The sequence below is a fragment of the Anoxybacillus sp. B2M1 genome (genome assembly GCF_001634265.1).
GTDB classification, from domain to species: domain Bacteria; phylum Bacillota; class Bacilli; order Bacillales; family Anoxybacillaceae; genus Anoxybacteroides; species Anoxybacteroides rupiense.
On the sequence record NZ_CP015435.1, the window covers coordinates 336,231 to 361,547 of the forward strand.

Genomic DNA, 25,317 nt, shown 5'->3' on the forward strand with positions numbered 1-25,317 from the left:
CTGTAATACAGCAGAAAATAAACCAAAGTGCTGATTAGAACAGCATCTAAAGAGTGAGGACAGAGGCAAATGAGTAAACAATTTTAAATGATTATTTTCCTCATACTACAGTAGCGACAACATCCATACGAAAAAATAAGTCGTCGACCTTCAATCGTGCAAAAATCCCGGGGGATCGATGACATATTTCTAGTAGCCAAAACCCCTACAGCGATCATGCAAAGAAAGTGTTGATCGAATTTTAAGATAAGCTTATAATAACATTGCATCCATTTTCCAAATGCTGATTTCATCATCATTTTTGGGGGTTTTTATCTTAACTATGAGGAATTGAAACACAAGAAAAGTGAGGATATCATCGTCCTCACTCCCGTTTTTATCTTAACTATGAGGAATTGAAACTCAGCCAACCGAATTTCACGTTCAATTCCTTGCCCAGTTTTTATCTTAACTATGAGGAATTGAAACTGGGTTGTTTGTCGAATTTGGTCGAAAAGCGGGAGAGGTTTTTATCTTAACTATGAGGAATTGAAACCAACAGCTGCTCGATCATCAGACGTTCTTTTCGCGTGTTTTTATCTTAACTATGAGGAATTGAAACAAAACACAGACATCATAGAGGAGAATGGACACCTTGTTTTTATCTTAACTATAAGGAATTGAACGGCTCAAAAAAATCTCCCACCTCTGCAATGCGGGTGGGAGAGAGTTGTTAAAAGGGGGGACTTAAAGGTCGAAATCGTTTGGATTTTTGCCGATTCGTTTGTTTTGGTTTAATGAGTGAATCCGTTCCATTTCTTCAGCTGTCAGTTCGAAATCAAAGATTTCGGCATTTTCTTTTATTCGTTGAGGTGTGACGGATTTCGGAATTGTGACCACTTGATTTTGCAGGTCCCAGCGCAGAATAACCTGTGCCGGTGATTTGCCATATTTATTGGCAATGTCGACCAGAATCGGTTCTTCTAGCAAAACGCCGCGCATGAGCGGAGACCATGCTTCCAGCTGAATCTGATGCTTTCGGCAAAAAGCATGAAGCTCTTGTTGTGTCAATCGAGGGTGATATTCCACTTGATTGACCATTGGTTTAATTTCGCAGTCGGTCATTAAGTTCTCTAAATGATGAATGTGGAAATTGCTCACGCCAATCGCGCGAACAAATCCCTCTTTATACAGCTTTTCTAAGGCTCTGTATGTTTCTTTATATGTTTCTTTTACTGGCCAATGCACTAAGTATAAATCCACGTATTCAAGCCCAAGTTTGTTTGCGCTTCTTTTAAAGGCTTGAAGTGTTTCTTCATATCCTTGTTCTGTGTTCCACACTTTTGTTGTAATAAACAGCTGCTCACGCGGTATTCCGGATTCTTTGATCGCTTGGCCGACCCCTTCTTCATTTTCATAGAAGGAAGCTGTATCGATGTGGCGGTAGCCGATTTCCAGCGCTGTCCGCACTGCTTTGACAACCTCATCGCCGTTTGACACTTTATAAACTCCAAGTCCGAGCCACGGCATTTTTACCCCATTTGATAATAAAGCGCTGTCTGTGATGCTTTTCATGGCAATCCCCCTATCCAAATTTTGTATAAGTTTATTATCTTTGCGTTTGTTTGAAAAAGCAAAACATATGCATCATTCATGGGGTCAATTTTTAGCGCTCTGTTTAAATAGTAGGAAGCAGACATAATACGGCGAAAAAGTGAGCGATTGAACCCGCCAATACAAACAGGTGCCAAATAGCGTGATGAAATTTTACACCTCTCCATACGTAAAAAATAGCGCCAATCGTATACAAAACTCCCCCAGATACGAGAAATAATAGGCCTTCAGAGCTAAGATTGGCTGCCAGGGGCTTCCAAGCAAAGATGATGAGCCAGCCCATTACAATGTAGAGAAGGGTGGAGGTATATAAAAAACGAGTGACAAAAAAGCATTTAAAAACTGTGCCTGCAACCGCAAGCCCCCAGACGATTCCAAACAAAATCCATCCTGTTGTTCCTTTGACGGCCAAAAAAAGAAACGGGGTATAGGTTCCAGCGATGAAAAAGTAAATGGAGGAGTGGTCAAAAATCTGAAATAATTGTTTTCCTTTTCCTTCTGGCAATCCGTGGCTGATGGTGGAGGATAAATATAAGATAAACATGGTGCTGCCAAATAAGCTAAAGCTAATGACGTGCCACTCATTTCCGTAAATAGCGGACATTACAACAAGAATAACGAGTCCGGCGATGCTTAATATCGCTCCAATTCCATGAGTAATCGCATGAACAAATTCCTCTGTTTTTGTAAATGTATGTGTACTAGCCAAACAGTCCATCCCTTTCCATAAAAATATTCTTTTCTATTGTAGCACGAACTGGATGAATGAACCAGTAAAGTCCTTGTATGTTGAAATAGGAAAATGAAAACGGCGTTTAGAGCCATGGTGATGAAAAACAAGCAGAATATTTCTCAATGTTTACAAAATGTTCAATTTTTTCTAATAGAAGCAAAGGAATGATGTGGTGATTTGTAGAAATCTATCCATATCCCTCGAAAAAAGGAGAGTGCTGTAGATGAAAGCGGCTAGATGGTATCAGGCGAGAGATATTCGCGTAGAGGAGGTTCCAGAGCCGAAAGCGGAGGCGGGACAAGTAAAAATTAAAGTAGCATATGCGGGGATTTGCGGTTCAGATTTACATGAATATTTAGCAGGGCCTATTTTTGTGCCGGTAAAGGAACCACATCCGCTTTCAAAGGACAAAGCACCGATTATTATGGGGCATGAGTATGCTGGAGAGGTTGTCGAAGTCGGAGAAGGTGTAGGACGTATTCAGGTGGGCGACCGCGTTTGTGTGGAACCGATTTATAGCTGCGGCGAGTGTCCGTCTTGCCGAAAAGGGCATTATAACGTTTGTGAAAAGTTGGGATTTGTTGGTCTATCTGGAGGATACGGGGGATTTGCCGAATATAGCGTGGTTCCGGCCCACATGGTGCATAAAATTCCTGATCACATGTCATGGGAGCAAGCTGCATTGGTGGAGCCTACAGCAGTAGCTGTTCATGCTGTGCGCCAAAGTGGTTTACAGATTGGAGATACAGTAGCTGTGTTTGGTGCGGGACCGATTGGCTTGCTTGTCATTCAAGCGGCGAGAGCAGCAGGGGCAAGCAACATTATTGCGGTGGAGGTTTCACCAGAGCGTCAGGAGCTTGCCCGGAAGGTAGGCACGGATCTGGTCATCCATCCCTTAGAGCAGGAAGCTGTTGCCGAAATTTTTGCTTATACAGAAGGGCTTGGGGCAGATGTCTCATTTGAGGTAGCAGGCGTTGAGGCAACGCTGAATATGGCGGTTGCGGCGACAAGGCCTGAGGGAAATATTGTGAATGTGAGTATCTGGGAGAAGCCGGCATCTTTGCCAGTAAACCATTTAGTGTTGACCGAGCGGAAGATGACAAGCATCATTGCTTACCGCAATATTTTTCCACAGGTCATTCGTTTAATTGCGAATGGTCAAATCAACGCCTCGGATCTTGTGACAAGCTATATTCGTTTAGATGAAATTGTACCAAAAGGGTTTGAAGCGTTAACGACTCAAAAAAGCCAAATCAAAATTCTAGTTCAGCCGTCTATATAAAGTCTATATAAATACCATTTAGCGTTGGCACATAGTGATTTGTATGGCTTCCCAGCGGTTCAAGGCAAGTCTCTGCGGCTTGCCTTTCTTTCATGACCAGCTTTTTTAGAAACGATAGATTGAAAAGGATGATTCGTTAGCCTTATAACAGACGAGAAACTTTTCGGGCGATAACCGTCTGATGATCGCCAGGAAGAACGGTTCTATTTGGCGAAGCTCAGCGGGCTGCCTTTCATTGAGAAGTAGGGGACTTTGAAAAATAGAAGGAACTGCACTGTATATCGAGAATATATCTAAAAAGGTTCCAGTGTTTTGAGGATAAAAGCCTTAATTAGGAAAGGACGTGTTGGAGAGTGTACCATCAGCCGCAAAGCAGCACATGGACAGGAAGGATTGACAGCCGCACGGATCCGCTCAGCTTTCGATTTCATCAGCGTGTGCAGCTAAAAAATATAGATGAACTTGAAAAAATGACAGGTGGAAAAGCATTTGCTTTATTAGGATTTCAATGTGATGAAGGTGTCAAGCGAAATAAGGGGCGCGTCGGAGCTTATTACGGCCCGGTGGAAGTAAAAAAAGCATTGGCCCATTTGCCATGGCATTTTTCTGACAAGACATTCGTTTTCGATGTCGGCAATGTCGGCTGTGACGATCATCATCTGGAACAAAGCCAACAGCAACTAGGCGAAGCGGTTCAGCATCTCATACAGCATCACATCACCCCGATTATTATTGGGGGAGGCCATGAAACGGCGTACGGGCATTACTTAGGGGTACGCCAAGCGGCTGGGACGGAAAAGAGCATCGGCATCATTAATATAGATGCTCATTTTGATATGAGGCCCTACGATCAGGGAACGTCATCAGGTACGATGTTTCGCCAAATATTAGATACAGACCGCCAAGCTGGATATTTATGTATCGGAATTCAGCCTTTTGGCAATACAGCCACCTTGTTTGAAACCGCTCAGCGGTATGGTTGTGTTTATGTTTTAGAGGAACAGGTGACGTGGGAGAGGATCAAAGAAGTATATACGACGATTGAACAATTTATCGAAAAATACGATGTCGTGATGCTGACGCTTTGCATGGATGCGATCAGCGCCAGCGCAGCCCCTGGAGTAAGTGCGCCATCTCCGTTTGGATTAGATCCGAAAATCGCTCGTGCTCTGATCCGGCATATCGTTGCTCATCCAAAAACGGCAAGCTTTGATATTTCCGAAGTGAATCCGACTGTCGATGAAAACCGCAAAACGATTACATTAGCCGCCTATTTGTGCGCTGAGGCGCTTGCAGGGTTTGAGCGAAGGAAAGTGTGATAAGAATGCCAGGTGGGTGAAGATGTGATGAAATTGTTGATTGCGGAACGTGACCATCATGAACGAATAGCACTTGAATGGCTTATTTCTGCTTATTCACTTCCCATAAGCAGTGTATTAACAGCTAGTACGTTATCTAAAACAATGGAATTATTAGAAAAAGAAGCTCCCGATATTCTGTATATAGAATTAGATATGGTTCCTAGTGAGAATTGGGGGAGAATGACGAGATACGTGAAAAGCTTTTGTCGAAGAATTATTACTGTCACTGCAGAAGCAACATTTGTACGTGCAAAGCAAGCACTTGAGTGGCAAAGTGTAGACTTGCTTATTAAACCAATTGAACCTGTAAAAAATTAAACATTGCTTGCAAGCAGCACTTTCATGCTCTATTGGTGACGGGATGGTGAATACGCCAGCTTCTTTTACAGATGATGATTTATCATATCGATCTTTATTTTGTCCAGGAGAGCAGTCAGCCAATATTTCTCTCATTTTACTGCAAACAGAGAATGTAAAAAGCATACCAGAGTTGATATCTTTTTTAGCCTATTATCCATTTTACGAGTCTCCCACCATTCTGCCGTTGACGGATATGGTTGTCTGCGTATTTTCAGGTGCAAACAAAGATTTAAAAGAAGAGGCATGGAAAATTTTAAGAGAATGGGAGAGAACGAGTTCTGAACCGCTCGCAGCAGTGCTTGTTTCTCCTCGTTCAAATAAAACTACAGTGCGGGATCTATATCAAACGGCGAGAAGACTATTGGAAGTGACTTTCTTTATCGGATATCATCAAGTGATTGTACCGAAGGATGAATATGAATACTGGAAGGAGATGGACCCCTTTTTAACACCGAACGAACAACGAGAATGGATTGAGATGCTGAATAATTTTGACAAACAAAAAATAAAAACTTGGATGCACAATGAATTTTTATTTATAAAAACTCCATTTCCCAATCCAGAAATGCTTCGAACGAGATTAACCAGTATTTTGGCTCAAATTAGACGATTTATGAAAACTTATCAGCTTGATCAATATGAGATGGAAGAGTATTATATGAGAATTTTTGCAGAAATCTTATACAACAGGGTATTGTATCGGATTGTACAAGAAATGCTTCTATTTCTTTATGAATTACTTGATCGTGCCAAGAAGGCCGAGACATTAGCGAAAAAAGATGTCATTGAAAAAGGCATTAGCTATATCGAAAAATATTTTGCTGAGCCGGATTTGACGCTTGAGAAAGTTGCTGAAGCCGTAGGAAGAAGCCCAGCCTATTATAGCCATTTGTTAATGAAAAGAAAAGGGGTGTCTTTCCGCCAACTGTTAGCTCATACGAGAATAACGGAAGCAAAACGTCTTTTGGTAGAGACCGAATTGTCAATTAAAGAAGTCGCTTATCAGGTTGGTTTTCGCCATCCAAATTATTTTAACCGTCTTTTTAAAGAAATAACGACGATGACACCCAAAGAATACCGAATGTACAAGTGGAATGGAGGACATTTGAAAAGAGAGTATTGAAATAGAGATAAACAAATGAAGATAATTTTTTACATTTATAAAATACAAAGTTTAGCTGTTTTTCATTAGCGTTTAAGTATAAGAAAATATACGGTTTTTATATAGTGAGATGTATCTTTATAAGAAAAAGCTCTGTTCAATGTGATGTAAGAGATCAGCCATATATTGGCTGTCTTTTTTTTTATCGAAAATAATTATAAAAATCGAAAATAATTATAAAAAAAGCTCTAAATTTCATTCGAATTATTAGATTATTCTAAAATATGTATCGTGATTCGAAATGAGGGGTGATATATTTCACGTTATTTCTATTTTATAATTATCTGTAAATTCAGAAATATAGAAAATGAGGTGATTGAATGACAGGGACAAAACGATTATTAGAAACGTATACTTCTTCTACTCTACATGCTAAGGGATGGATTCAAGAAGCAGCACTCCGCATGTTAACTAATAATTTAAATCCTGATGTTGCAGAACGTCCTCAAGATTTAGTGGTATATGGAGGAATTGGAAAAGCTGCTCGTAATTGGGAATGTTATGACATGATTGTGGAAACGTTATTAAACTTAGAAAATGATGAAACATTGTTGATTCAATCGGGCAAACCTGTAGCTGTTTTTAAAACACATAAGGATGCTCCACGTGTTTTGATAGCTAACTCTAACTTGGTTCCAGCATGGGCTAATTGGGATTGTTTTCATGAACTTGATAAAAAAGGATTGATTATGTATGGACAAATGACGGCGGGAAGTTGGATTTATATTGGGAGTCAAGGAATTATTCAAGGAACATATGAGACTTTTGCTGAATTGGCCCGCCAGCATTACCAAGGAACGCTACAAGGAACCATTACCGTAACAGCAGGGCTTGGAGGGATGGGGGGAGCCCAGCCACTTGCAGTCACATTGAATGGCGGAGTCTGTATTGCCATTGAAATGGATCGCTCTCGCATTCAACGTCGTCTTGATACAAAGTATTTAGACACAATGACAGAGAATCTCGCTGAAGCCATTGACATGGCAAAACAAGCGAAGGAGCAAGGAAGAGCTTTGTCAATTGGATTGCTGGGAAATGTTGCGGAATTATTACCGGAAATGGTAAAAAAAGAATTCATTCCAGAAATATTAACGGATCAAACTTCTGCCCATGATCCGCTTAACGGATATTTTCCAGCAGGGATAAAGATTGAAGAAGCAATCGAGCTCCGCAACCGCGATCCTCAACAGTATGTGAAACGCGCGAAACAAACGATTGCTGAACATGTAAAAGCCATGCTGGTAATGCAGAAAAAAGGGGCAGTTACATTTGATTATGGGAACAATATTCGCCAAATAGCAAAAGATGAAGGAGTAGAGAATGCTTTTGATTTTCCTGGGTTCGTGCCTGCTTATATTCGCCCTCAATTTTGCGAAGGAAAGGGGCCTTTTCGATGGGTAGCATTATCTGGAGATCCAGAAGATATTTATAAAACGGATGAAGTAATTTTACGGGAATTTAGTGATAATAAGCATTTATGTAATTGGATTCGTATGGCTCGAGAAAAGATTCAGTTTCAAGGATTGCCAGCACGCATTTGCTGGCTAGGGTATGGAGAAAGAAAAAAATTCGGGAAAATTATTAATGACATGGTAGCCAAAGGAGATTTAAAGGCACCAATTGTGATCGGTCGGGACCATTTAGATTCAGGCTCTGTAGCATCGCCCAATAGAGAAACAGAAGGAATGAAGGATGGCAGTGATGCGATTGCAGACTGGCCAATCTTAAATGCGCTTATTAATGCAGTGGGAGGCGCTAGTTGGGTATCAGTTCATCATGGTGGAGGTGTTGGCATGGGATATTCTATTCATGCGGGAATGGTAATTGTTGCTGACGGAACAAGAGAAGCGGAAAAACGTCTTGAGCGTGTATTAACGACAGATCCTGGAATGGGTGTTGTTCGCCATGCCGATGCCGGTTATGAACTAGCTATTAGGACAGCTAAGGAAAAAGGAATTCATATGCCAATGCTAAGGTGACAAGGAGGAGAGAAGTGAATGTGCCCCCTCTTCGTTCGCAATGCGAAACAATTGATTACTTTAAAAGGAAGTTCTACAGCCCCTTTAAAGAAAGAAAAAATGAGAGAACTTCATATTATTGAGAATGGAAGTGTTTGGATCGAAGAAGGAAGAATTGTTGCTGTAGGGACAGATCAAGAGCTTTGTAAACAATTTCAAGCGAAAATAGATAAGGCAGAAATAGTTGATGCAACGGGAAAGACGGTCATGCCAGGATTTGTTGATCCTCATACTCATCTTGTCTATGCTGGCAGCCGTGAAAAAGAGTTTGCTATGAGACTAGATGGCATGACCTATATGGAAATTATGAATGCTGGCGGTGGTATTTATGCAACAACGAGAGCGACCCGGAAGGCGTCAGAGGAGGAATTGTTTATAGAGGGGAAGAAACGACTTGATCAATTTTTATTGCATGGGGTTACAACAATTGAAGCAAAAAGTGGTTATGGTCTGAATTTAAAACATGAGCTCAAGCAGTTAGTTGTTGCGAAAAAATTGCATGCAGCCCATCCTATTGACATCATTTCCACATTTATGGGTGCCCATGCTATCCCGGTAGAGTTTAAGGACCGTCCTAATCAATTTGTGTATACCATCGTTGAAGAGATGATTCCAGAAGTAAAGAAGTGGGAGCTTGCAGAATTTAATGATGTATTTTGCGACAGAGGCGTTTTTACTCCAGAGCAAGCAAAAATTATTTTAGAAGCAGGGAAGGCTTATGGATTAACCCCAAAAATTCATGCAGATGAAATTGAGCCGTACGGATGTGCAGAGTTAGCTGCAGAGATTGGAGCGATTTCCGCTGATCATCTATTATGTGTGTCAGATGAGGGAATTAAGCGGATGGCTGAAAAAGGCGTTATCGCTGTTTTGCTGCCTGGTACAGCATTCTTCTTAATGAAAGAAGCAGCAAATGGAAGAAAAATGATTGATGCAGGAGTTCCGATTGCTCTTGCTACTGATTATAACCCGGGTTCTTCTCCAACTGTATCGCTTCCATTAATAATGTTGCTTGGTTGCCTTCATATGGGAATGACTCCAGAAGAGGTTATAGTTGCCGTTACGATTAATGCTGCTCACTCCATTCGACGCGGACATGAAATCGGCAGTATTGAGGCAGGGAAAAAAGCAGATATGACGATTTTTAATGTATCGAACTATATTCAATTAATTTATTACTACGGCATGAATCATGCAGAGACCGTGATTAAGAATGGACAAGTAGTTGTTGCAAAGGGACAGCTTTGTTACTGATGCTTTCTTTACAAGTTATGTATGAAAATAAAATAAGGAGGTATGAAAGAATGAAGGTAGATACAGATAAACAATCTTTTTTATCATTACAGCCTCCCTTAGGGCATGCATGGAAGTTTTTTGTTTATAGTGCTATCGGCATATTTATGTTTTTTATTCCTATAAAAATAGGAGAAAATTCATCTATTATGTTAGATCACATGGTCTCTTGGATACGTGCTGAATTCCCATCTCTTGTTCGATATTACGCTTTTATGGTTATTTTGCTAGGAGCTGTGTATCCATTTATTAATAAAACATGGAATAAGAATGCTGTCACCATCATTTTTTCTGTGCTAAAAGTAATAGGATTACTTGTTGCTGCCTTGCTGCTGTTTAAGATTGGACCATCATGGTTATTTAGAGAGGACATGGGACCTTTTTTATATGATAAATTGGTGATTTCAGTTGGTTTGTTAGTCCCCATTGGTTCGATATTTCTCGCACTTCTTGTAGGGTATGGTCTTTTAGAATTTATAGGAGTATGGATGCAGCCTGTTATGCGGCCGATTTGGAAGACTCCTGGTCGATCAGCTATTGATGCAGTTGCGTCGTTTGTTGGAAGTTATTCAATCGGATTATTAATCACTAATAAAGTATTTAAAGAGGGGAAATACACAATTAAAGAAGCTGCGATTATTGCGACAGGCTTTTCTACTGTATCTGTTACATTTATGGTGGTCGTTGCGAAAACACTTGGACTTATGGATATATGGAACACGTATTTTTGGATCACATTTTTCGTCACATTTCTTGTCACAGCTATTACGGTTAGGATATGGCCATTAAGTAGGATGAGCGATGAGTATTATGGTGGGAAAGGCCAGCCTGAGGAAAAAGTAAAAGGGAACTATATGAAGAAGGCTTGGTCAGAAGCTATGGAGGCTGTACAACATTCGAAAGGCCTCATTGAAAATGTGTGGGATAATCTAAAAGATGGCTTTGTTATGACAATGAGTATTCTGCCGTCCATCATGTCTGTCGGGTTGCTTGGCTTACTGCTAGCAGAATACACACCGTTATTTGATATTATAGGATATCTTTTCTATCCGGTAACTGCTTTGCTACAAATTCCCGAACCATTGCTTGCAGCTAAAGCCTCAGCTATAGAGATTGCCGAAATGTTTTTACCTGCATTACTAGTAACAGAAGCACCACTTATTACTAAATTTATTATTGCTGTTGTCTCCATTTCAGCTATTCTTTTTTTCTCAGCCGTGATCCCATGCATTCTCTCCACAGAAATTCCGCTTAGTATTCCGAAGCTGTTGATCATTTGGGTTGAACGGACGGTTCTTACTCTTGTAATCGTCACTCCTATTGCCTATTGGCTTTTATAACCGTACATTTGTGCTGATATCTGTATAGCTTTCTGCCTCCCCCAGCAAACAAGGAACGCCAGTGGACAAATGAACTTCCCCACCAAGCGTTCCTTATTTGCGCAGGGCTTAGTCGGCAAACAAATCGGCTTGCCGATTTCAGCAGAAAAGCGGGAAATCCGGTATTGTTCATTGGATGATAGCAGCAAACAAAGGGTGTCTCTTTTTAGACTATTGACAACCACTTTTATGCTGCACTAGTGGCCTCGCAATCGTGTTTGCTAGGAAAAAACAAAGGGAGGATGAAAAAGCGGATGCAGCCAAAGTCAAAATGGACTTTGGCTGCGATTATCCTCGTTCCCTTTGTTGTTGCTTCAATAAGTCGCGGATTTCGCTCAACAGCTCCTCTTGTTTGGATAACACAGGCTGTTCTTCTATTTTTTCTTGCTTTTTACGTTGATGCAGTTTGTTTAATCCTTTTACAAGCAAAAAGATGGAAAAGGCAACAATGAGAAAATCAACGATGGTTTGGATAAACATCCCGTATTTTATATTGGCTTTTCCAAATTGAAATGAGAGGCTGCTAAAATCAAGACCGCCAAGCAGTAAACCGAGCAGCGGCATGATCATATCGTTGACAAGGGAAGAAACGATTTTGTTAAAGGCGCCGCCGATAATCACCCCAATCGCTAAATCAATAATGTTTCCACGCATTGCAAACTCTTTAAATTCTTTCCACATAGATAACACCTCATTTTAACAAGTATAACATATTTATAAAAGATTCTAGGAGGAAATTTATGAATGGGAGAAAGAAGAACGGGGTGATGAGGTAAACGAATAGCAATTTAATATAAAATGACTATTTACATATATTTACACTCACCTATAATAAGATTGTGGAAAATAATTACAAATAATGAAGGTGTATACCATCTTGTAAGCTCCATACAAAGGGATTGTTCCTATGTTGCTGTTTCCATTAATCAATGAAACTACAGGGGGGGACATGATGAAAAATAAAAAATGGCTTGCTCTTTTATTCGTTTTCTTGCTGGGAGCTTGTTCGGATAAGGAACCATCAGGACCTGAAGCTAGAGCAGGAGGCTCAAAAACAAGAGAAACAGTAGTAGATTCAGAGCAAACCAACCAGCAAGATGTCCAAAATGGTCATATCACGAACCACAACGAAAACACACAAACGAATCCATCATTGACTCCAGATGAGCTAAAAAGCAGCTTCAGCTTAGCATGACAAAAGAAGCGGTGGATGCATTATTAAAGGTTCAAGCAGTACGGGTGGTGGATTCTGAGGGGAGCGGCGTCATCATGCGCCGTTACGATATAGGCTTTCCGAAAACGTATCAGTTTCAAGCGACGAAGGGATCAAGTGGGATAGAGCTTGATGAAATCGATGTAGATGGCGTCAAAACATACAATGGGATTGTCATATTTGCCACTTATGATAACAAAAACGAAGCTCAGCGCTACTCCATCGTTTATCTTGAACCAGGCAAAATCTATCATTATATACACAATCCAGATTATGAAAAAACAGAAATGATTCAATGAAATTTCTCCCGCCTACACTCTATTTGGAGGCAGAAGACTTCTCGGGGGAGATGTTAAAAAAGAAGGAGACGGTTTTGTTGCGTGATTAGCTAGTAGGTTAATAGAGAAGGGATAAAAGTCAATACACGGAACCGGTTTTATCATCTTCAAGCAAGAAAACCCCACTTCAATGCATAAGGTATAAGTGGGGAAGCATTCTATAAAGCGCGTTATTTTCATCCTTCCGCGGCGACTTTGTTTGATAGATAGAGAGGAAATAGGTCAGCAGATAATAGCTTAGCTCATTTCCTCTTATGTTTCCGTCATGGTGCCGCCATTCACATGTAATACTTGACCTGTGACATAAGAGGAATCATCGGAAGCAAGATAAACGTATGTCGGAGCTAATTCGTACGGCTGTCCGGCTCTGCGCATCGGTGTATCGGTGCCGAAGGTTTTGACTCTGTCAGCTGAAAAAGAGGAAACGATTAACGGGGTCCAAATGGGGCCGGGTGCCACCGCATTGACGCGTATGCCTTTTTCTACTAGTTGCAGTGCTAACGATCTAGTAAACGATACAACTGCCCCTTTTGTTGACGAATAATCCACTAACGACGGTTCACCTTCATAAGCTGTAACAGAGGCCGTGCTCATAATAGAGCTGCCCGGCTTTAAATAAGGCAAAGCTGCTTGTGTGATGAAAAACATAGGAAAAATATTAGTGCGAAATGTATTTTCTAACTGTTCTTTTGAAATGTTAAGAATACTTCGTTGCGGATATTGCACCCCTTGATTTAAAACGAGAATATGCAGCTTGCCAAAAGCATCGATCGTTTCTTGAACAAGCTGATGGCAAAATCGCTCTTCTCTTAGGTCGCCAGAAAGCAGTAAACAACGCTGCCCGTATTTTTCTATATATTCTTTCGTCTCTTTGGCATCCTCATGCTCATCTAAGTAAGCAATGGCCACATCGGCTCCTTCTTTGGCAAAAGCGATGGCTACCGCTCGCCCGATTCCGCTGTCTCCTCCTGTAATAATGGCCACTTTATTTTGCAGTTTACCGCTTCCTTTATAACCAGGATGATCAAAAATAGGCCGGGGATTCATGATATACTCCAAGCCAGGCTGTTTTGGCTGATGCTGAGGCGGAAACGCGATCGGCTTCTGTTTGCAGACCGTTTCATAACTGTAATATGGATATACGGGAATCATTTCTCTTTCCCTCCTTACCGTTCATCAACACCCATCGTATGCATATGGTTATGAAAAGGTTCATCAGACTGTTGATGAACGTATTTATCGTTGGTCACTGATCTCGATTGCCCCCGCATGAATTTCTTTTGTTCGCTTCACGTCTCCACTTGGCGCCGTTCCTTGTTTGCCAAGCGTTTTCAAGCCATTCTGATGTTATGGATAAAATCAAAATGGACTTTGTCGATAACCTGTCATGAATAAAACGACTATAACTATAAATGGAAAAAACATCGTGAACTTGGAATCATAGAAGGCTTGCTTTCTCTCCTTGCTACAGCGGTTCTGTTGTTGATGCCCCATTTCTCGCTGATTGGGACTCTGCTGCCATGACGCGGTTTCGTCCCGTTTGCTTGGCCATATAAAGCGCTTTATCGGCATCGTTATAGCATGTGTGAAACGAATGACTGAGCTTGGCGATACCGAAGCTTGCGGTAACTTTGATGGTTTTTCCTTCATATGAAAAAGAATGGGCTTCGATCGTTTGCCGAAGCTGCTCGGCGATTTCTTTGCCAAGCTGTAAGCCGGTTTGGGGAAGCAAAATGATAAATTCCTCCCCGCCAAGGCGGGCAGAAATATCGGTGATCTTCAGCGTAGCTTGAATAATGTCAGAAAGCTCTTTTAAAATTTGATCGCCTGCAGGATGACCAAAGTCATCATTCACCTTTTTAAAGAAATCGATATCTAAAATAATAATGCAAGCTTCTTGGTTGGTCTTCCCATTTTTAATAGCTTCCGTATTAGCTAGCTCGATAAAATGCATCCGATTGAAAAGACCGGTCAGAGCATCGCGAGTAGCTAAAAATTGCAGCGACTCGTTTTTTTCTTCCAGATTCCTTTGTTGCTCTTGGATGACGTGATTTTGCTTCAGCTTAGACAGATGATTTTTCCAAAGGATCAGCGATATGCCTAATCCCATTCCTGTAGCCGTTACGCTGTTAATTCGAATATGGATCAACAATTCGGGTACATGCTGTGTCCATGTAACCATATAAAAAAATAAAAAGAAAGTGGCTGCATAAACGACAACTGCGATGATAGGCGGGATTAAGAAAATCAAACCGACTCCTATGCAGGCTGTTAGTAGAGGGTTGATATTAGTGGTAACAAGCTGGTCACTTACACAAAGCAGAATGCCAAAAAGGAGATTCAAAAAAATAGACATCGTTTGCATCAAGTAAGCTTTCTTCTCTCCTTCTTTTTCTTGCTTTTTTATTTTAAAGGCAATCAAGCCCAAAATCATATTTGCCAACAGCATAGTCAAATGAAGAGTAATAATAGAGTGATACCAGAGGACAACATGCTGAGGACTTGATGGAACATTAAGTCCAAAAAATGCGATGTGCACGATATTTATGGCTCCCATGATCCAACTTAATAAATACATGCGTTGAATATTGATCACACTGGCTGCTTCTAATAACTTCCTATCAAAGCTAATCAGTTGAAAAAATTTGCTTTTTATTTTGTTGTTCACTTAGCATCCCCTCCCTTTGTCTTGGGGTCTTTTTTACTATCCAATTGTTTTATATTCCGGAATGTGCCTGGATGTTCAATGTAAAACAGGTGGCATACTAGGTCAATGATTCGCTTGGCTAGGCTGAACCAATATCATTTTTGATAGATAAGCTTTAGATGCTGGCTGGTCGGATGCCAAGTAGTGAATCATTCATTAGATTAAGATAATAGTACTATTATACCATGTTTTGATGGGGATCGAGGATGGTTTTATGAACAGGATATGAAATTCTTTCATGTAGGTCCAGATGGAAAAAATGACATAAACTAAACCTTTTCATAAAAATGAGTACTTGAATATCCAAAAGCCAGTCCTCTATTCGTATACGTATATTTTCCTATATGATGAACTCATTTTCTCTGAGTTGAAAAAGGGGATTCCTTTTTTAATGATAGTGGTGATGAAACGGGATAAAAAATAGTAATAAGTAAAGGAGGAAGGTAATAAATTAGTTGCAAACGTTTTAATGATGATTGTATACAGTCGACGAAAATGAAGGTGAGAAGATTGAAGCCGCAGATGATGAAGAGAGAAACGTTAAAAAAACAAGTGTATGAATATTTACGGGAAGAAATTATGAATGGACGCATTGCACCTGGCGAACGATTAATCGAGGAGAAAATTGCAAAGAAAATTGAGGTGAGCCGCAGTCCTATTCGAGAAGCCATTCGCTTACTGGAGAAAGATGGTCTTGTTATTGTAAATAAAAGGGGTGGGGTGACGGTATTTCATCCAGATATCAGCCATTTTCAACATCTTTATGAATGCCGAGTGGAGTTGGAACCAGCTGCCGCTTATTATGCAGCGCAGCGAATTACGAAAGAACAAATCAGGATGTTGCGCCAACATTTGCCCTCGAAACATGAGATATGCAGACAATACGAGCTCAAAAAAATCCACGACATGAACGTTAAATTTCATGAAGGAATCATCGAAGCGAGCGGCAATCCTTTCTTAATTAAAACCATTTGTCATCTTAGAGGAATCAACAGCATGTATCGAATGGCGATACTGAAAAGAAATGATCTGCGAGTGGAATTAGCGATCGAAGAGCATTTTAACATATTTGAAGCGATTGCGAGCGGATGTGCAGATGATGCGCGCCGATATATGCGGGAACACATTGAAAGCGATTACAAATTTTATGTCCATCTTTACAGCGAAAGGAAGTGAACGGTTGGATGGTTAAGAAACAGCCATTAGAAGGAATGAAAGTGTTAGAAATGGGAAATTTTGTCGCAGCCCCTTTTGCTGGAAAGATATTGGCTGAATTTGGCGCTGAGGTGATGAAAGTCGAAGAACCGAAGGCGGGAGACCCATTAAGAAATTGGAGGTTGATGCATGGCGATACATCCATATGGTGGTACGTGCAGGCAAGAAATAAAAAATCGATCACGCTTAATTTAAGAGATGCTAGGGGGCAAAAGATTGTCAAGCAGTTGGTTCAAAAAGTAGATATCGTATTAGAAAATTTCAAACCCGGGACGCTTGAAAAATGGGGGCTTGACTACGAAGAGATGAAAAAATTAAACCCATCGATTATCATGACAAGAATATCCGGATACGGTCAAACAGGCCCGTATCGTGATAAAGCCGGATTTGGAAGTGTTGCGGAAGCCATCGGTGGGTTGCGATATTTAACAGGGTATCCAGATCGTCCTCCCGTTAGAACAGGAGTCGCTATCGGTGATTTAACGGCTGGTTTATATGCAGTTATTGGAACGTTAATGGCAGTATATGCAAGGGAGAGGGATGAGGCAAGGCGAGGACAGTTAGTGGATGTTGCATTATATGAATCCGTATTTAGTCTGCTTGAAGGGATGTTGCCTGAGTATATTTTAACCGGAGTAGTACGGGAGCGATCAGGCAGTACCTTGCCCGGAATTGCTCCATCTAACACGTATAAGTGTAAAGATGAAAAGCACGTGGTGATCGGAGGGAACAGCAATAACATCTTTCAAAGATTGATGCAGGTGATCGGTAGGGAGGACCTAGCCAATGATCCGAAGTATGCGAATAACCAAGGGCGTGCCGAAAATGCTGAGTTCATTGATAGCGTGATAGAATCCTGGACAAAACAGCATACCTTAACGGAAGTATTACAAACGCTCGATCGCTCCTCCATTCCAGCAGGTCCTATTTATAGTATTCAGGATATTGTCCATGATGTGCAATATCAAGAGCGAGAGATGCTGTTGCCGCTCGAGTTGGATGATGGGCAGGAATGTCTTTTTCCTGGAATTGTACCGAAATTATCAGATACGCCGGGAGAAATGAAGTGGATCGGTCCTAAATTAGGAGAACACAATGACGAAATATATGCTGGCATTCTCGGTTATTCTGCTAAACAGCTAGAAAAACTTAAGCAGGAGGGGGTCATTTGAATTGGAGACTGTCCAAATGATTGATGTAAGCCCTAGAGATGGCTTGCAAAATGAGCGCTATTTTGTGCCTACGGAGAAAAAGGTCAAGTTAGTGGAAATGCTAGTAGCAGCGAACATAAAAAAAATCGAAGTCACCTCCTTTGTTCATCCGCGCAAAGTTCCACAAATGGCAGATGCAGAGCATGTGCTGCAGCTGTGTGAAGGGTTTAGTCATACAGAACTTGTCGCACTTGTCCCCAATCTTACAGGATTTCAACGAGCTGTCCGAACTCATATATCCGAAATCAATTGGATCACCGCAGCAACGGATACATTTAATGTAAAAAATATCGGTATGAGTATGGAAGAGAATTTTGAGAAATTTAAGCAATTAATAGCAGAAGAAAACGGTAAAGAGAATCTTCAGATCTGCTTTTCAATCGCTGTAAGCTTTGGCTGTCCTTATGAAGGAGAGGTACCACCAAAACAAGTCTTATCACTTGTTGAGCGGGCCGTCCGTGCCGGCGTTCACCGGATCGGCATTGCGGATACGATTGGTGTGGCAACTCCAAAGCAAGTGAAAGAATTACTTGCGGATATATTCAAAATAGCAGGGGATATTCCTGTTGCTGTTCATTTTCATGATACAAGAGGACTGGGTCTGGCTAATGCTTATGCTGCTTATGAAATGGGGGTCAGGATATTCGAAACCGCTGTGAGCGGAATTGGAGGTTGTCCCTTTGCTCCGGGAGCTGCTGGCAATTTGGCAACAGAGGACTTGGTATATATGTTCGAACGAATGGGCATTCATACTGGTATTCACTTTGAAAAGCTATTAGAAGCCGCCGACTTTGCTGCTAGCCTGACCGCAAATCCAGCTTTAGGAAGGGTTAGACATGTGGAAAAAATAAGGAAAGGAAGAGTGTAAGGATGAAAAAGTTATCATTTATACTGAGTATCTGTTTCTTATTATCTATTATTTTAAGCGGTTGCGGCGGCAACACGATGACAAAACAAGCATCAAGCTCTGGCGGAAAAAATGAATATGAACCAGTTACAATCCGATTAGCGTATAATTTGCCTCAAGATCATCATATTTCCATCGGAATTGAAAATTTTGCTAAGAAGGTGACGGAAAAATCAGGAGGAAAGGTCAAAATTCAAGTATATCCGGCTGGACAGCTGTTGAGCGATAAAGAAATGAACCAAGCGATCTTGACAGGCGGAGTGGAAATGGGAGTGAATTCGTCGACATTATGGTCTTCCGTTGTTCCGGCTATGGGAATTTTTGATGTCCCGTATGCCTTCTCAAATTATGAGAAAGCAGGGAAAGCGTTATCCGGAGAGATGAGAGAGAAGTTAAATCAAGCAATGGAAGAAAAAGGAGCCAAAGTGTTAATGTATGCAGACTATGGCTATGCGCAATTTGCCAATAATGTTCGGCCGCTTAAATCTCCTGCCGATTTTAAAGGACTTAAGATTCGTAGTATCGGAGAGATCCCCTCAGAAATGATTAAAGCTTATGGTGCTTCCCCAGTATTTTTAGGCGCGGGAGAGGTGTACACCGCTTTGCAGCGTAAAACGATAGACGGAGCCACATCAGGAACTACGGCGATGCTGCAACGCCATTATGATGAGGTAGCTAAATATTTAACGATTAATAACTATGCCTATTTAGAATTTATTCTGGCGATGAACAAAAACTTTTGGGATCTCCTTCCAGAAAACACAAAAAATCTATTAAGCGAAACGGCTAAAGAAACGGAACAATGGATTCGCGCGCAAGCAAAATCGGAAGATGAAAGAACAGCCAAAGCGTTAAAAGAAAAGGGAATGCAGATAGAAGCCATTTCAGAAGCGGAATTGCCGGAATGGAAGAAAGCAGCTGAACCGGCGCGCGCTGCCTATATCAAACAAGCGGGAGATTTAGGAAAGGAATTGCTTGACAGCATAGAGCATCTTCAATAAAGCGAGCTTTACGTTAAATGGAAAAAGGGAGAGAAAGATCTTCTCCTTTTTTCAGAAGGAGGAAGAAGATGAAGCGTTTCTCATGGGTGTATAAAACGTTTGATCAGTTAGTCTTTGCTGGAGGTATAGCGGCAGGCATCCTTATCATATTGACTACATGTATGACGACGTTTGATGTCATTTCGCGAGCCGTCTTTAATCGTCCAACCATTTGGGCTACCGAGCTGTCCATCTACGCGATTATAGGAAGCTGCTTTTTAGGCTCTGCATATGCTGTTCGATCGTATTCTCATATTACAGTAGATTTATTCATTAATGTATTGTCTGATCGTATAAAAAAAATATTGGCTTATGTCTCTAATGCATTAGGCCTTATTTTTAGCATCATTTTTACGGTTTATGGATTTAAGTATGTATTTGGCACATATCAGCTAGGAACGACATCTGCCTCGTTGTTACGCATACCTATGTATATCCCAGAACTGCTTCTTCCAATCGGAGGCATATTACTTTGCATTGCCTTTATTCTTCAAATAATGGATGGCGGCGTTCAGAAAGGGGGAGGACATATATGAATATTGCCTTTTTTCTCGGTGGAATGGCTTCGTTATTGTTGATCGGTTTACCAGTTGCCTTTGCCCTTGGCTTATTGGCCATTAGTGGAATGTATCTGTTCAACGGCGGAACGTTTTCTTTTTTGCAAATTCCGATCATTTCTTACAAATCTTTAGATGATTTTACTCTTACGGCCTTGCCTATGTATGTGCTGATGAGCCAAGTTTTGGTTGTGAGTGGTGTAGGACGTGATCTGTATGAAATGGCAAGCAGATGGTTCCGGCATTTTCCGGGCGGGTTAGCGATTGCCACATTATTTTGCTGCGCGATTTTTGCTGCTATATCTGGGTCCAGTGTAGCAACGGCTGTTACAGTTGGAGCGGTTGCGCTCCCGGAAATGACCAAGCGCGGATATGATAAAAAAATGGTGCTTGGCTTGCTAGCAGCTGGTGGAACGCTAGGTATCCTTATCCCGCCCAGTGTGCCGATGATTATATATGGGTCTGTAACCGGCGAATCCATTGGGAAATTATTTATGGCCGGTATTGTTCCGGGAATATTGCTAACGATGGCGTTTATGATCTTTGCGTCTTGGAAAACGCGTCACATTAAGGAAGCTCCAGCTACTTGGCAAGAAAGAAAGGAAGCATCGAAGCGCGCTATATGGGGATTGATTTTGCCAATTGTGGTCATTGGTGGTATTTATATAGGAATTTTTACTCCTACCGAAGCAGCGGCGATTGGTGCTATGCTTAGTATTCTTATTTCTATTTTTATATATAAAAATTTAACGATTTCCAATATCAAAACCATTGTATTATCTACAGTTAAAACAAATGCGATGATTTTAATGCTTATTGTCGGTGCGATGCTGCTTGGATATATTATGACCGTACTGCAAATCCCACAAGCCATCACGCAATTCGCTATTTCGCAAAATGTATCACCGTGGGTGATCTTTATTTTAATTAATATCGTATTACTGATTTTAGGTTGTTTCTTAGAAACGATCTCCATCCTGGTCATTACGCTGCCAATCTTATATCCAATTATCACTTCGTTAGGATTTGATCCGATCTGGTTTGCCGTAGTGATGGTGGTAAATATGGAATTAGCTTTGATCACTCCTCCTGTTGGATTGAATTTATTCGTTTTGAAAGGGCTAGATCGAACCAACACGATAGCCGAAATTGTCAAGGGGGTAATCCCATACGCTATTATCATGCTTTTATTTATAGCCGTTTTGTCATTTTTCCCGGAAATCGCAACGTTTGTAGTAAGCGATCGGATGAAATAACTACATCGCGAAGGCGCGTTGTAAGGGACTAGCTTTGTCCGCTTCCTAATATTTGATATATAGAGACCTGTGGTGCTGGTTGGACATATGGCATGCAGCGATGATAGATGGTATCTCTTGATCCCTCTATATTTCTTCCCTATATGAACAGGGGATGATCCGCTTTCGACGGTTGGATGCCCGAACAACAAACTGCTTCACCAAGCGATGAATGGATCTGAAAGCAGTGTTGGTCGGGCTTTTGTTATGCGTTGACATGATAAAGATAGACCTAGATTTTAACATCATCCACCTATCCCACCTCTTCACGGAGTGGAGGTGGGATAGGTTCATTATTTATAGAGATGGTGAAACTCTCTTTGTGTGTTTATAAGCGACGTTTTTCATTTTTTGGACATGATCAATTCCATAGTTTTACTTTTTATGGAGGAAGTTATATAATACCAATTAAATTGATAGAAAAATAGAAATTTTATTTTGTTTTGTTAGGCGATAGAGCAAGGTAACACTTGATGGTTAAGTAGGGTCAAAAATCGACTCGTAGCTCTATTGGTTAGTGGAAACATGGCGTTTTTGTTTCATGTCTATATCTTTCAACGCTAGAGTGCACAATAGGAACAGCAGCAGGCTAACATTCTTATGTAAGGATTTCAGTTTAAAAGGAGAGTAGATAGGTATGGGGAAAGATCATGATCACGAGAATGGGAATGTAGAGGCAATGAGAACGGAGACGCTGGTGATTCACGGTGATGACGATCGAACGAATGATTATACCGTTGCGCCGCCCATTTATTATACAGCAACGTTTCGTGCTCAGGATTCTGATGAGTTTGCCGAAATGGCGGGAACGCCTAGACATCCTCAGTATTACACGCGTTACGGAAATCCGGGTCATCAGCGCGTGGAGAAAATTATGGCGGAGCTTGAAGGAACTGAAACGGCGCTTGTTACGGGATCTGGAATGGGGGCGATTGCGACAGCTGTATTATCTTTAGTGGGCGCAGGGGATCATGTAATTGCTCAGACACGTCACTATATGAGCACGGCGAAGATTATGGATGAATTGTTGCCGCGGTTTGGCGTCCAAGTGACGTTGGTCGAACAAGCGGATATCCATGCTTTCGAGCAGGCGATCCGCCCTAATACAAAGCTGATTATGGTGGAGACGCCGGCCAATCCGACGCTGGTGCTGACAGATTTAGCAGCGGTAGCGAAATTAGCACGTTCGCACGGCATTCTTACGATCGCTGATAATACGTTTGCCTCACCAATCAATCAGCGTCCGCATGATTGGGGCATCGATATGGTTGCTCATAGTGCGACGAAATATTTAGGAGGGCATCATGATCTAACAGCTGGTGTCATTTGTACAAGCCACGACTTGGCTGAACGAATTTGGCATACCCATATTTCGATTGGTTCTGTGCTGTCGCCGATGGATGGCTGGCTGCTTCTGCGTGGCTTGCGTACGCTTCCGCTGCGAATGGAGCGCATTAATGCCAATGCATTGGCTTTAGCCACATTTTTAGAGCAGCAGCCGCAGATTGAACGTGTGTATTATCCTGGCCTCCCAAGCCATCCGCAGCATGAATTAGCTAAATCGCAAATGCGTGGATTTGGAGCTGTTATTGCTTTCGCTGTTAAAGGTGGATATGAAGAAACGGAACGTTTTGTATCTGCTTTGCAATTGCCATTTAACGCCGTAAGCTTAGGAGGAGTTGATTCTCTTGTGGTTCATACAGCAGCCATGTGGAGCGGCGTTATGTCGGAGGAGCAGATGAAGGTAGCCGGCATTCCTGCTAATTTTGTAAGGTTTTCGGTAGGAATTGAGCATATTGATGATTTGAAAAGAGATATATGGAAGGCATTACAGGCGATTTAACATGATCGACCGAGAAGCCCCCCACTTTTTAACGGAGTGTAGGTAGGGGAGGTGTATTCTTTTTTTAACGTAATTTCCGAAAGAAGTCTCCCACCTACTCACTGTGCTGTCGCTCCGTTCCTTGAGGATGGGAGACTTCTTTCGGAACGCTGTTAAAGCGAAACGATTTAATAAGCGGTCCAACCAGAATCAGCTGTAATCACGGTGCCATTGACGAAGCTTGAATCATCAGAAGCAAGAAATAGAGCGACTTTGGCAATTTCCTCTGGCTCGCCGCTCCTCGGATTGGCGTTCATTCCAGCGGTTGCCCGTTCCATCCCGAACGGATTAGGATGATTGATTGTTGTGCCAATGTTCGTATTGACGCCCCCAGGGGCAATCGCGTTGCAACGGATGCCCATATTGGCATATTGAAATCCCACGTTTTTGGTTAAGCCAATCACGGCATGCTTGGAAGCGGTATAGGCAGCTCCAGCTCTTGAGCCGTATAGCCCTCCGATGGAGGCAATGTTAATAATCACACCATGTCCTTTGTTCAAAAAGATCGGCATCGCTCTTCTCATGGTTCGCATCGGTCCAGTCGTATTGACTGCCAAAACTTTTTCCCATAGCTCGTCTGTTAGGTCTGCAATTGGTACGAAATTATCCATAATTCCCGCATTATTGACAAGAATGTCTAACGTTCCATATGTTTGAACAGCTGTGTCAATTAATTGCTGAACATCTTCTTCCTTGGCAACATTTACTGTAACAGCGGTTGCTTCTCCGCCGTTTGCGCGAATTTCCTCCGCCGTTTCATAGGCGCCTTTCTCATTCATATCAGAAACAACGACCTTGGCTCCTTCCTTGGCAAATAAAACGGCGATAGCTTTCCCCATGCCTGATGCAGCTCCAGTAACAATAGAAACTTTATTTTGTAGCTTCACTATAATCCCCCCCACTTAAAAATAAGAACGTCCATAATAGTATTGTATCATTTTTGAAGTATGAGTTATGAAATAATTGTGAATATTTTGTAAATGATTCTTCGCTATGAAGGATGCTTTTTCTATGATCGCTTTTAAAAGGAGAAAGTTTGTGGGCTGGCTGCTTTTATCATGCAAAAATACAGGAGGGATTCAATGGTTGTCCATATCACATGTGATGTTGAGTTTGGACGAACGTATGAGGGCTGCAATCGACAGCAGCATGCATCCATATGGAGCAATGAAGTTGAAAGGGGCGGAGGAGTATAGAAATTCCGCCTCAATTTTAAACCTATTTGTGAAACGACTGCTTTTACTGCTCTTTCCATTCCAGTAATATCTCTAGCAATTTAAGAATGGTTTTTTGATCCTTAACGCTCATTGCTTGCAAGTGGGTAATGATTTGAGACAGGGTATACACTTGAGAATCTGAATGAGAATGAATGGATCGAAAAAGTTCTTCCAGCGAAATGTCTAGGGCATTAGCCACCTTTTCTATACTCCCTAAAGTAGCATTCTTTTCTCCGCGTTCCAACTGTCCAATATAAGTAGTGTGGAGGTTAGCCATATGAGCTAACTCCTCTTGGCTTAGCCCCTTTTCTTTACGAAATTTTCGAATACGTTCTCCAATGATCTTCGGTAAGTCACTCATTTTACCACCTCTCTAGGTAACAGTAGCCCTAATCTTTAAATTTTACCCAGAGACAATAGATATTAAAATCATATTAGTGATATACTATAGATATTATCGCTTTACAAAAAATGTCGAAAAAAATGGATCGCTTGGTTAATCTATGCAAATGCCTGTTCAGCGGGCATTTATAAAAGGCGGAACAGGGAAACAG

Annotated in this window: 23 protein-coding genes and 1 CRISPR repeat array; of the genes, 16 read left to right on the forward strand and 7 right to left on the reverse strand. The window is 41.4% G+C overall.

From position 1 onward, the window contains the following. Positions 1-307 precede the first annotated feature (307 nt). Positions 308-666: a CRISPR direct-repeat array (repeat unit 30 nt; unit sequence GTTTTTATCTTAACTATGAGGAATTGAAAC). 60 nt (positions 667-726) lie between these two features. Together GFC28_RS01730 and trhA are read right to left on the reverse strand one after the other, a co-directional pair. Continuing rightward, positions 727-1,554, reverse strand: coding sequence for an aldo/keto reductase (locus GFC28_RS01730; RefSeq protein ID WP_044746359.1), 828 nt, complete (start codon positions 1,552-1,554; stop codon positions 727-729). A gap of 103 nt (positions 1,555-1,657) precedes the next feature. Continuing rightward, positions 1,658-2,302 (reverse strand): PAQR family membrane homeostasis protein TrhA, encoded by a 645-nt coding sequence (trhA, locus tag GFC28_RS01735; protein WP_044746360.1) that lies wholly within the window; start codon positions 2,300-2,302, stop codon positions 1,658-1,660. A 247-nt stretch (positions 2,303-2,549) separates the two neighbouring features. Between trhA and GFC28_RS01740 the strand changes: the two genes are divergently transcribed. From GFC28_RS01740 to GFC28_RS01765, 7 genes are all read left to right on the forward strand, one after another. Next, the gene (locus GFC28_RS01740) at positions 2,550-3,608 is read left to right on the forward strand and encodes a 2,3-butanediol dehydrogenase (RefSeq protein WP_044746361.1); all 1,059 of its coding nucleotides are present in this window, start codon (positions 2,550-2,552) and stop codon (positions 3,606-3,608) included. Positions 3,609-3,961: 353 nt separating this feature from the next. Continuing rightward, complete coding sequence (gene hutG, locus GFC28_RS01745) at positions 3,962-4,927, forward strand: formimidoylglutamase (protein WP_044746362.1); 966 nt, start codon at positions 3,962-3,964, stop codon at positions 4,925-4,927. A gap of 24 nt (positions 4,928-4,951) precedes the next feature. Beyond that, positions 4,952-5,287 (forward strand): response regulator transcription factor, encoded by a 336-nt coding sequence (locus GFC28_RS19650; protein ID WP_231883450.1) that lies wholly within the window; start codon positions 4,952-4,954, stop codon positions 5,285-5,287. A gap of 46 nt (positions 5,288-5,333) precedes the next feature. Beyond that, entirely contained in the window at positions 5,334-6,452 is a 1,119-nt protein-coding gene (locus GFC28_RS01750) for a helix-turn-helix transcriptional regulator (protein WP_231883449.1), read from the forward strand. Positions 6,453-6,811: 359 nt separating this feature from the next. Beyond that, positions 6,812-8,470 (forward strand): urocanate hydratase, encoded by a 1,659-nt coding sequence (gene hutU, locus GFC28_RS01755; RefSeq protein ID WP_044746363.1) that lies wholly within the window; start codon positions 6,812-6,814, stop codon positions 8,468-8,470. An 18-nt stretch (positions 8,471-8,488) separates the two neighbouring features. After that, on the forward strand, positions 8,489-9,763 hold the full coding sequence (hutI, locus tag GFC28_RS01760) for an imidazolonepropionase (protein WP_044746364.1): 1,275 nt from the start codon (positions 8,489-8,491) through the stop codon (positions 9,761-9,763). A gap of 50 nt (positions 9,764-9,813) precedes the next feature. Next, complete coding sequence (locus tag GFC28_RS01765) at positions 9,814-11,142, forward strand: YjiH family protein (protein ID WP_044746365.1); 1,329 nt, start codon at positions 9,814-9,816, stop codon at positions 11,140-11,142. A 327-nt stretch (positions 11,143-11,469) separates the two neighbouring features. On the opposite strand, the gene mscL is transcribed toward GFC28_RS01765, so the two are convergent. After that, positions 11,470-11,862 (reverse strand): large conductance mechanosensitive channel protein MscL, encoded by a 393-nt coding sequence (gene mscL, locus GFC28_RS01770; RefSeq protein WP_044746366.1) that lies wholly within the window; start codon positions 11,860-11,862, stop codon positions 11,470-11,472. 271 nt (positions 11,863-12,133) lie between these two features. On the opposite strand from mscL, the gene GFC28_RS01775 reads away from it, so the two are divergent. Both GFC28_RS01775 and GFC28_RS01780 read left to right on the forward strand, forming a co-directional pair. After that, positions 12,134-12,376, forward strand: coding sequence for a hypothetical protein (locus GFC28_RS01775; RefSeq protein ID WP_044746367.1), 243 nt, complete (start codon positions 12,134-12,136; stop codon positions 12,374-12,376). Next, positions 12,373-12,693, forward strand: coding sequence for a hypothetical protein (locus GFC28_RS01780; protein WP_044746368.1), 321 nt, complete (start codon positions 12,373-12,375; stop codon positions 12,691-12,693). Before GFC28_RS01775 ends, GFC28_RS01780 begins: the two co-directional genes overlap by 4 nt. 291 nt (positions 12,694-12,984) lie before the next feature. On the opposite strand, the gene GFC28_RS01785 is transcribed toward GFC28_RS01780, so the two are convergent. Together GFC28_RS01785 and GFC28_RS01790 are read right to left on the reverse strand one after the other, a co-directional pair. Continuing rightward, entirely contained in the window at positions 12,985-13,884 is a 900-nt protein-coding gene (locus GFC28_RS01785; protein WP_044746369.1) for an SDR family oxidoreductase, read from the reverse strand. 313 nt (positions 13,885-14,197) lie between these two features. After that, a complete protein-coding gene (locus GFC28_RS01790; RefSeq protein WP_052661037.1) occupies positions 14,198-15,400 on the reverse strand; it encodes a GGDEF domain-containing protein in 1,203 nt (400 codons plus the stop codon). Between the two features lie 540 nt (positions 15,401-15,940). Between GFC28_RS01790 and GFC28_RS01795 the strand changes: the two genes are divergently transcribed. The 7 genes from GFC28_RS01795 to GFC28_RS01825 all read left to right on the forward strand — a co-directional run bounded on the left by GFC28_RS01795 (position 15,941) and on the right by GFC28_RS01825 (position 23,507). Next, on the forward strand, positions 15,941-16,615 hold the full coding sequence (locus GFC28_RS01795) for a GntR family transcriptional regulator (protein WP_231734621.1): 675 nt from the start codon (positions 15,941-15,943) through the stop codon (positions 16,613-16,615). Positions 16,616-16,623: 8 nt separating this feature from the next. Continuing rightward, complete coding sequence (locus GFC28_RS01800) at positions 16,624-17,826, forward strand: CaiB/BaiF CoA transferase family protein (protein ID WP_044746371.1); 1,203 nt, start codon at positions 16,624-16,626, stop codon at positions 17,824-17,826. Position 17,827: 1 nt separating this feature from the next. Then, a complete protein-coding gene (locus GFC28_RS01805; RefSeq protein WP_156450521.1) occupies positions 17,828-18,733 on the forward strand; it encodes a hydroxymethylglutaryl-CoA lyase in 906 nt (301 codons plus the stop codon). A 2-nt stretch (positions 18,734-18,735) separates the two neighbouring features. Further along, positions 18,736-19,773, forward strand: a complete 1,038-nt coding sequence (locus GFC28_RS01810; RefSeq protein ID WP_044746372.1) for a TRAP transporter substrate-binding protein — start codon at positions 18,736-18,738, stop codon at positions 19,771-19,773. 68 nt (positions 19,774-19,841) lie between these two features. Continuing rightward, the gene (locus GFC28_RS01815) at positions 19,842-20,348 is read left to right on the forward strand and encodes a TRAP transporter small permease (protein ID WP_044746373.1); all 507 of its coding nucleotides are present in this window, start codon (positions 19,842-19,844) and stop codon (positions 20,346-20,348) included. Next, positions 20,345-21,625: a TRAP transporter large permease gene (locus tag GFC28_RS01820; protein ID WP_044746374.1), complete on the forward strand. Its 1,281-nt coding sequence runs from the start codon at positions 20,345-20,347 to the stop codon at positions 21,623-21,625. The genes GFC28_RS01815 and GFC28_RS01820 overlap by 4 nt, the downstream gene beginning before the upstream one ends. Before the next feature lie 676 nt (positions 21,626-22,301). Then, positions 22,302-23,507 (forward strand): trans-sulfuration enzyme family protein, encoded by a 1,206-nt coding sequence (locus GFC28_RS01825; protein WP_044746375.1) that lies wholly within the window; start codon positions 22,302-22,304, stop codon positions 23,505-23,507. Between the two features lie 167 nt (positions 23,508-23,674). Here the strand turns inward: GFC28_RS01825 and GFC28_RS01830 are convergent, their stop codons facing one another. Together GFC28_RS01830 and GFC28_RS01840 are read right to left on the reverse strand one after the other, a co-directional pair. Then, positions 23,675-24,433, reverse strand: a complete 759-nt coding sequence (locus tag GFC28_RS01830) for an SDR family oxidoreductase (protein ID WP_044746376.1) — start codon at positions 24,431-24,433, stop codon at positions 23,675-23,677. 352 nt (positions 24,434-24,785) lie between these two features. Next, positions 24,786-25,124, reverse strand: coding sequence for a helix-turn-helix domain-containing protein (locus tag GFC28_RS01840; RefSeq protein ID WP_044746378.1), 339 nt, complete (start codon positions 25,122-25,124; stop codon positions 24,786-24,788). Between the last annotated feature and the right edge of the window lie 193 nt (positions 25,125-25,317).

What these genes read in the sequence shown, in the direction of transcription:
- GFC28_RS01730 (WP_044746359.1), bottom strand. Translation starts at nt 1,554, where the DNA reads ATGAAAAGCATCACAGACAGCGCTTTATTATCAAATGGGGTAAAAATG.
- GFC28_RS01810 (WP_044746372.1), top strand. Translation starts at nt 18,736, where the DNA reads ATGAAAAAGTTATCATTTATACTGAGTATCTGTTTCTTATTATCTATT.
- GFC28_RS01820 (WP_044746374.1), top strand. Translation starts at nt 20,345, where the DNA reads ATGAATATTGCCTTTTTTCTCGGTGGAATGGCTTCGTTATTGTTGATC.
- GFC28_RS01800 (WP_044746371.1), top strand. Translation starts at nt 16,624, where the DNA reads ATGGTTAAGAAACAGCCATTAGAAGGAATGAAAGTGTTAGAAATGGGA.
- GFC28_RS01740 (WP_044746361.1), top strand. Translation starts at nt 2,550, where the DNA reads ATGAAAGCGGCTAGATGGTATCAGGCGAGAGATATTCGCGTAGAGGAG.
- GFC28_RS01825 (WP_044746375.1), top strand. Translation starts at nt 22,302, where the DNA reads ATGGGGAAAGATCATGATCACGAGAATGGGAATGTAGAGGCAATGAGA.
- hutI (WP_044746364.1), top strand. Translation starts at nt 8,489, where the DNA reads ATGTGCCCCCTCTTCGTTCGCAATGCGAAACAATTGATTACTTTAAAA.
- GFC28_RS01780 (WP_044746368.1), top strand. Translation starts at nt 12,373, where the DNA reads ATGACAAAAGAAGCGGTGGATGCATTATTAAAGGTTCAAGCAGTACGG.
- GFC28_RS01775 (WP_044746367.1), top strand. Translation starts at nt 12,134, where the DNA reads ATGAAAAATAAAAAATGGCTTGCTCTTTTATTCGTTTTCTTGCTGGGA.
- GFC28_RS01815 (WP_044746373.1), top strand. Translation starts at nt 19,842, where the DNA reads ATGAAGCGTTTCTCATGGGTGTATAAAACGTTTGATCAGTTAGTCTTT.
- mscL (WP_044746366.1), bottom strand. Translation starts at nt 11,862, where the DNA reads ATGTGGAAAGAATTTAAAGAGTTTGCAATGCGTGGAAACATTATTGAT.
- hutU (WP_044746363.1), top strand. Translation starts at nt 6,812, where the DNA reads ATGACAGGGACAAAACGATTATTAGAAACGTATACTTCTTCTACTCTA.
- GFC28_RS01840 (WP_044746378.1), bottom strand. Translation starts at nt 25,124, where the DNA reads ATGAGTGACTTACCGAAGATCATTGGAGAACGTATTCGAAAATTTCGT.
- GFC28_RS01785 (WP_044746369.1), bottom strand. Translation starts at nt 13,884, where the DNA reads ATGATTCCCGTATATCCATATTACAGTTATGAAACGGTCTGCAAACAG.
- GFC28_RS01765 (WP_044746365.1), top strand. Translation starts at nt 9,814, where the DNA reads ATGAAGGTAGATACAGATAAACAATCTTTTTTATCATTACAGCCTCCC.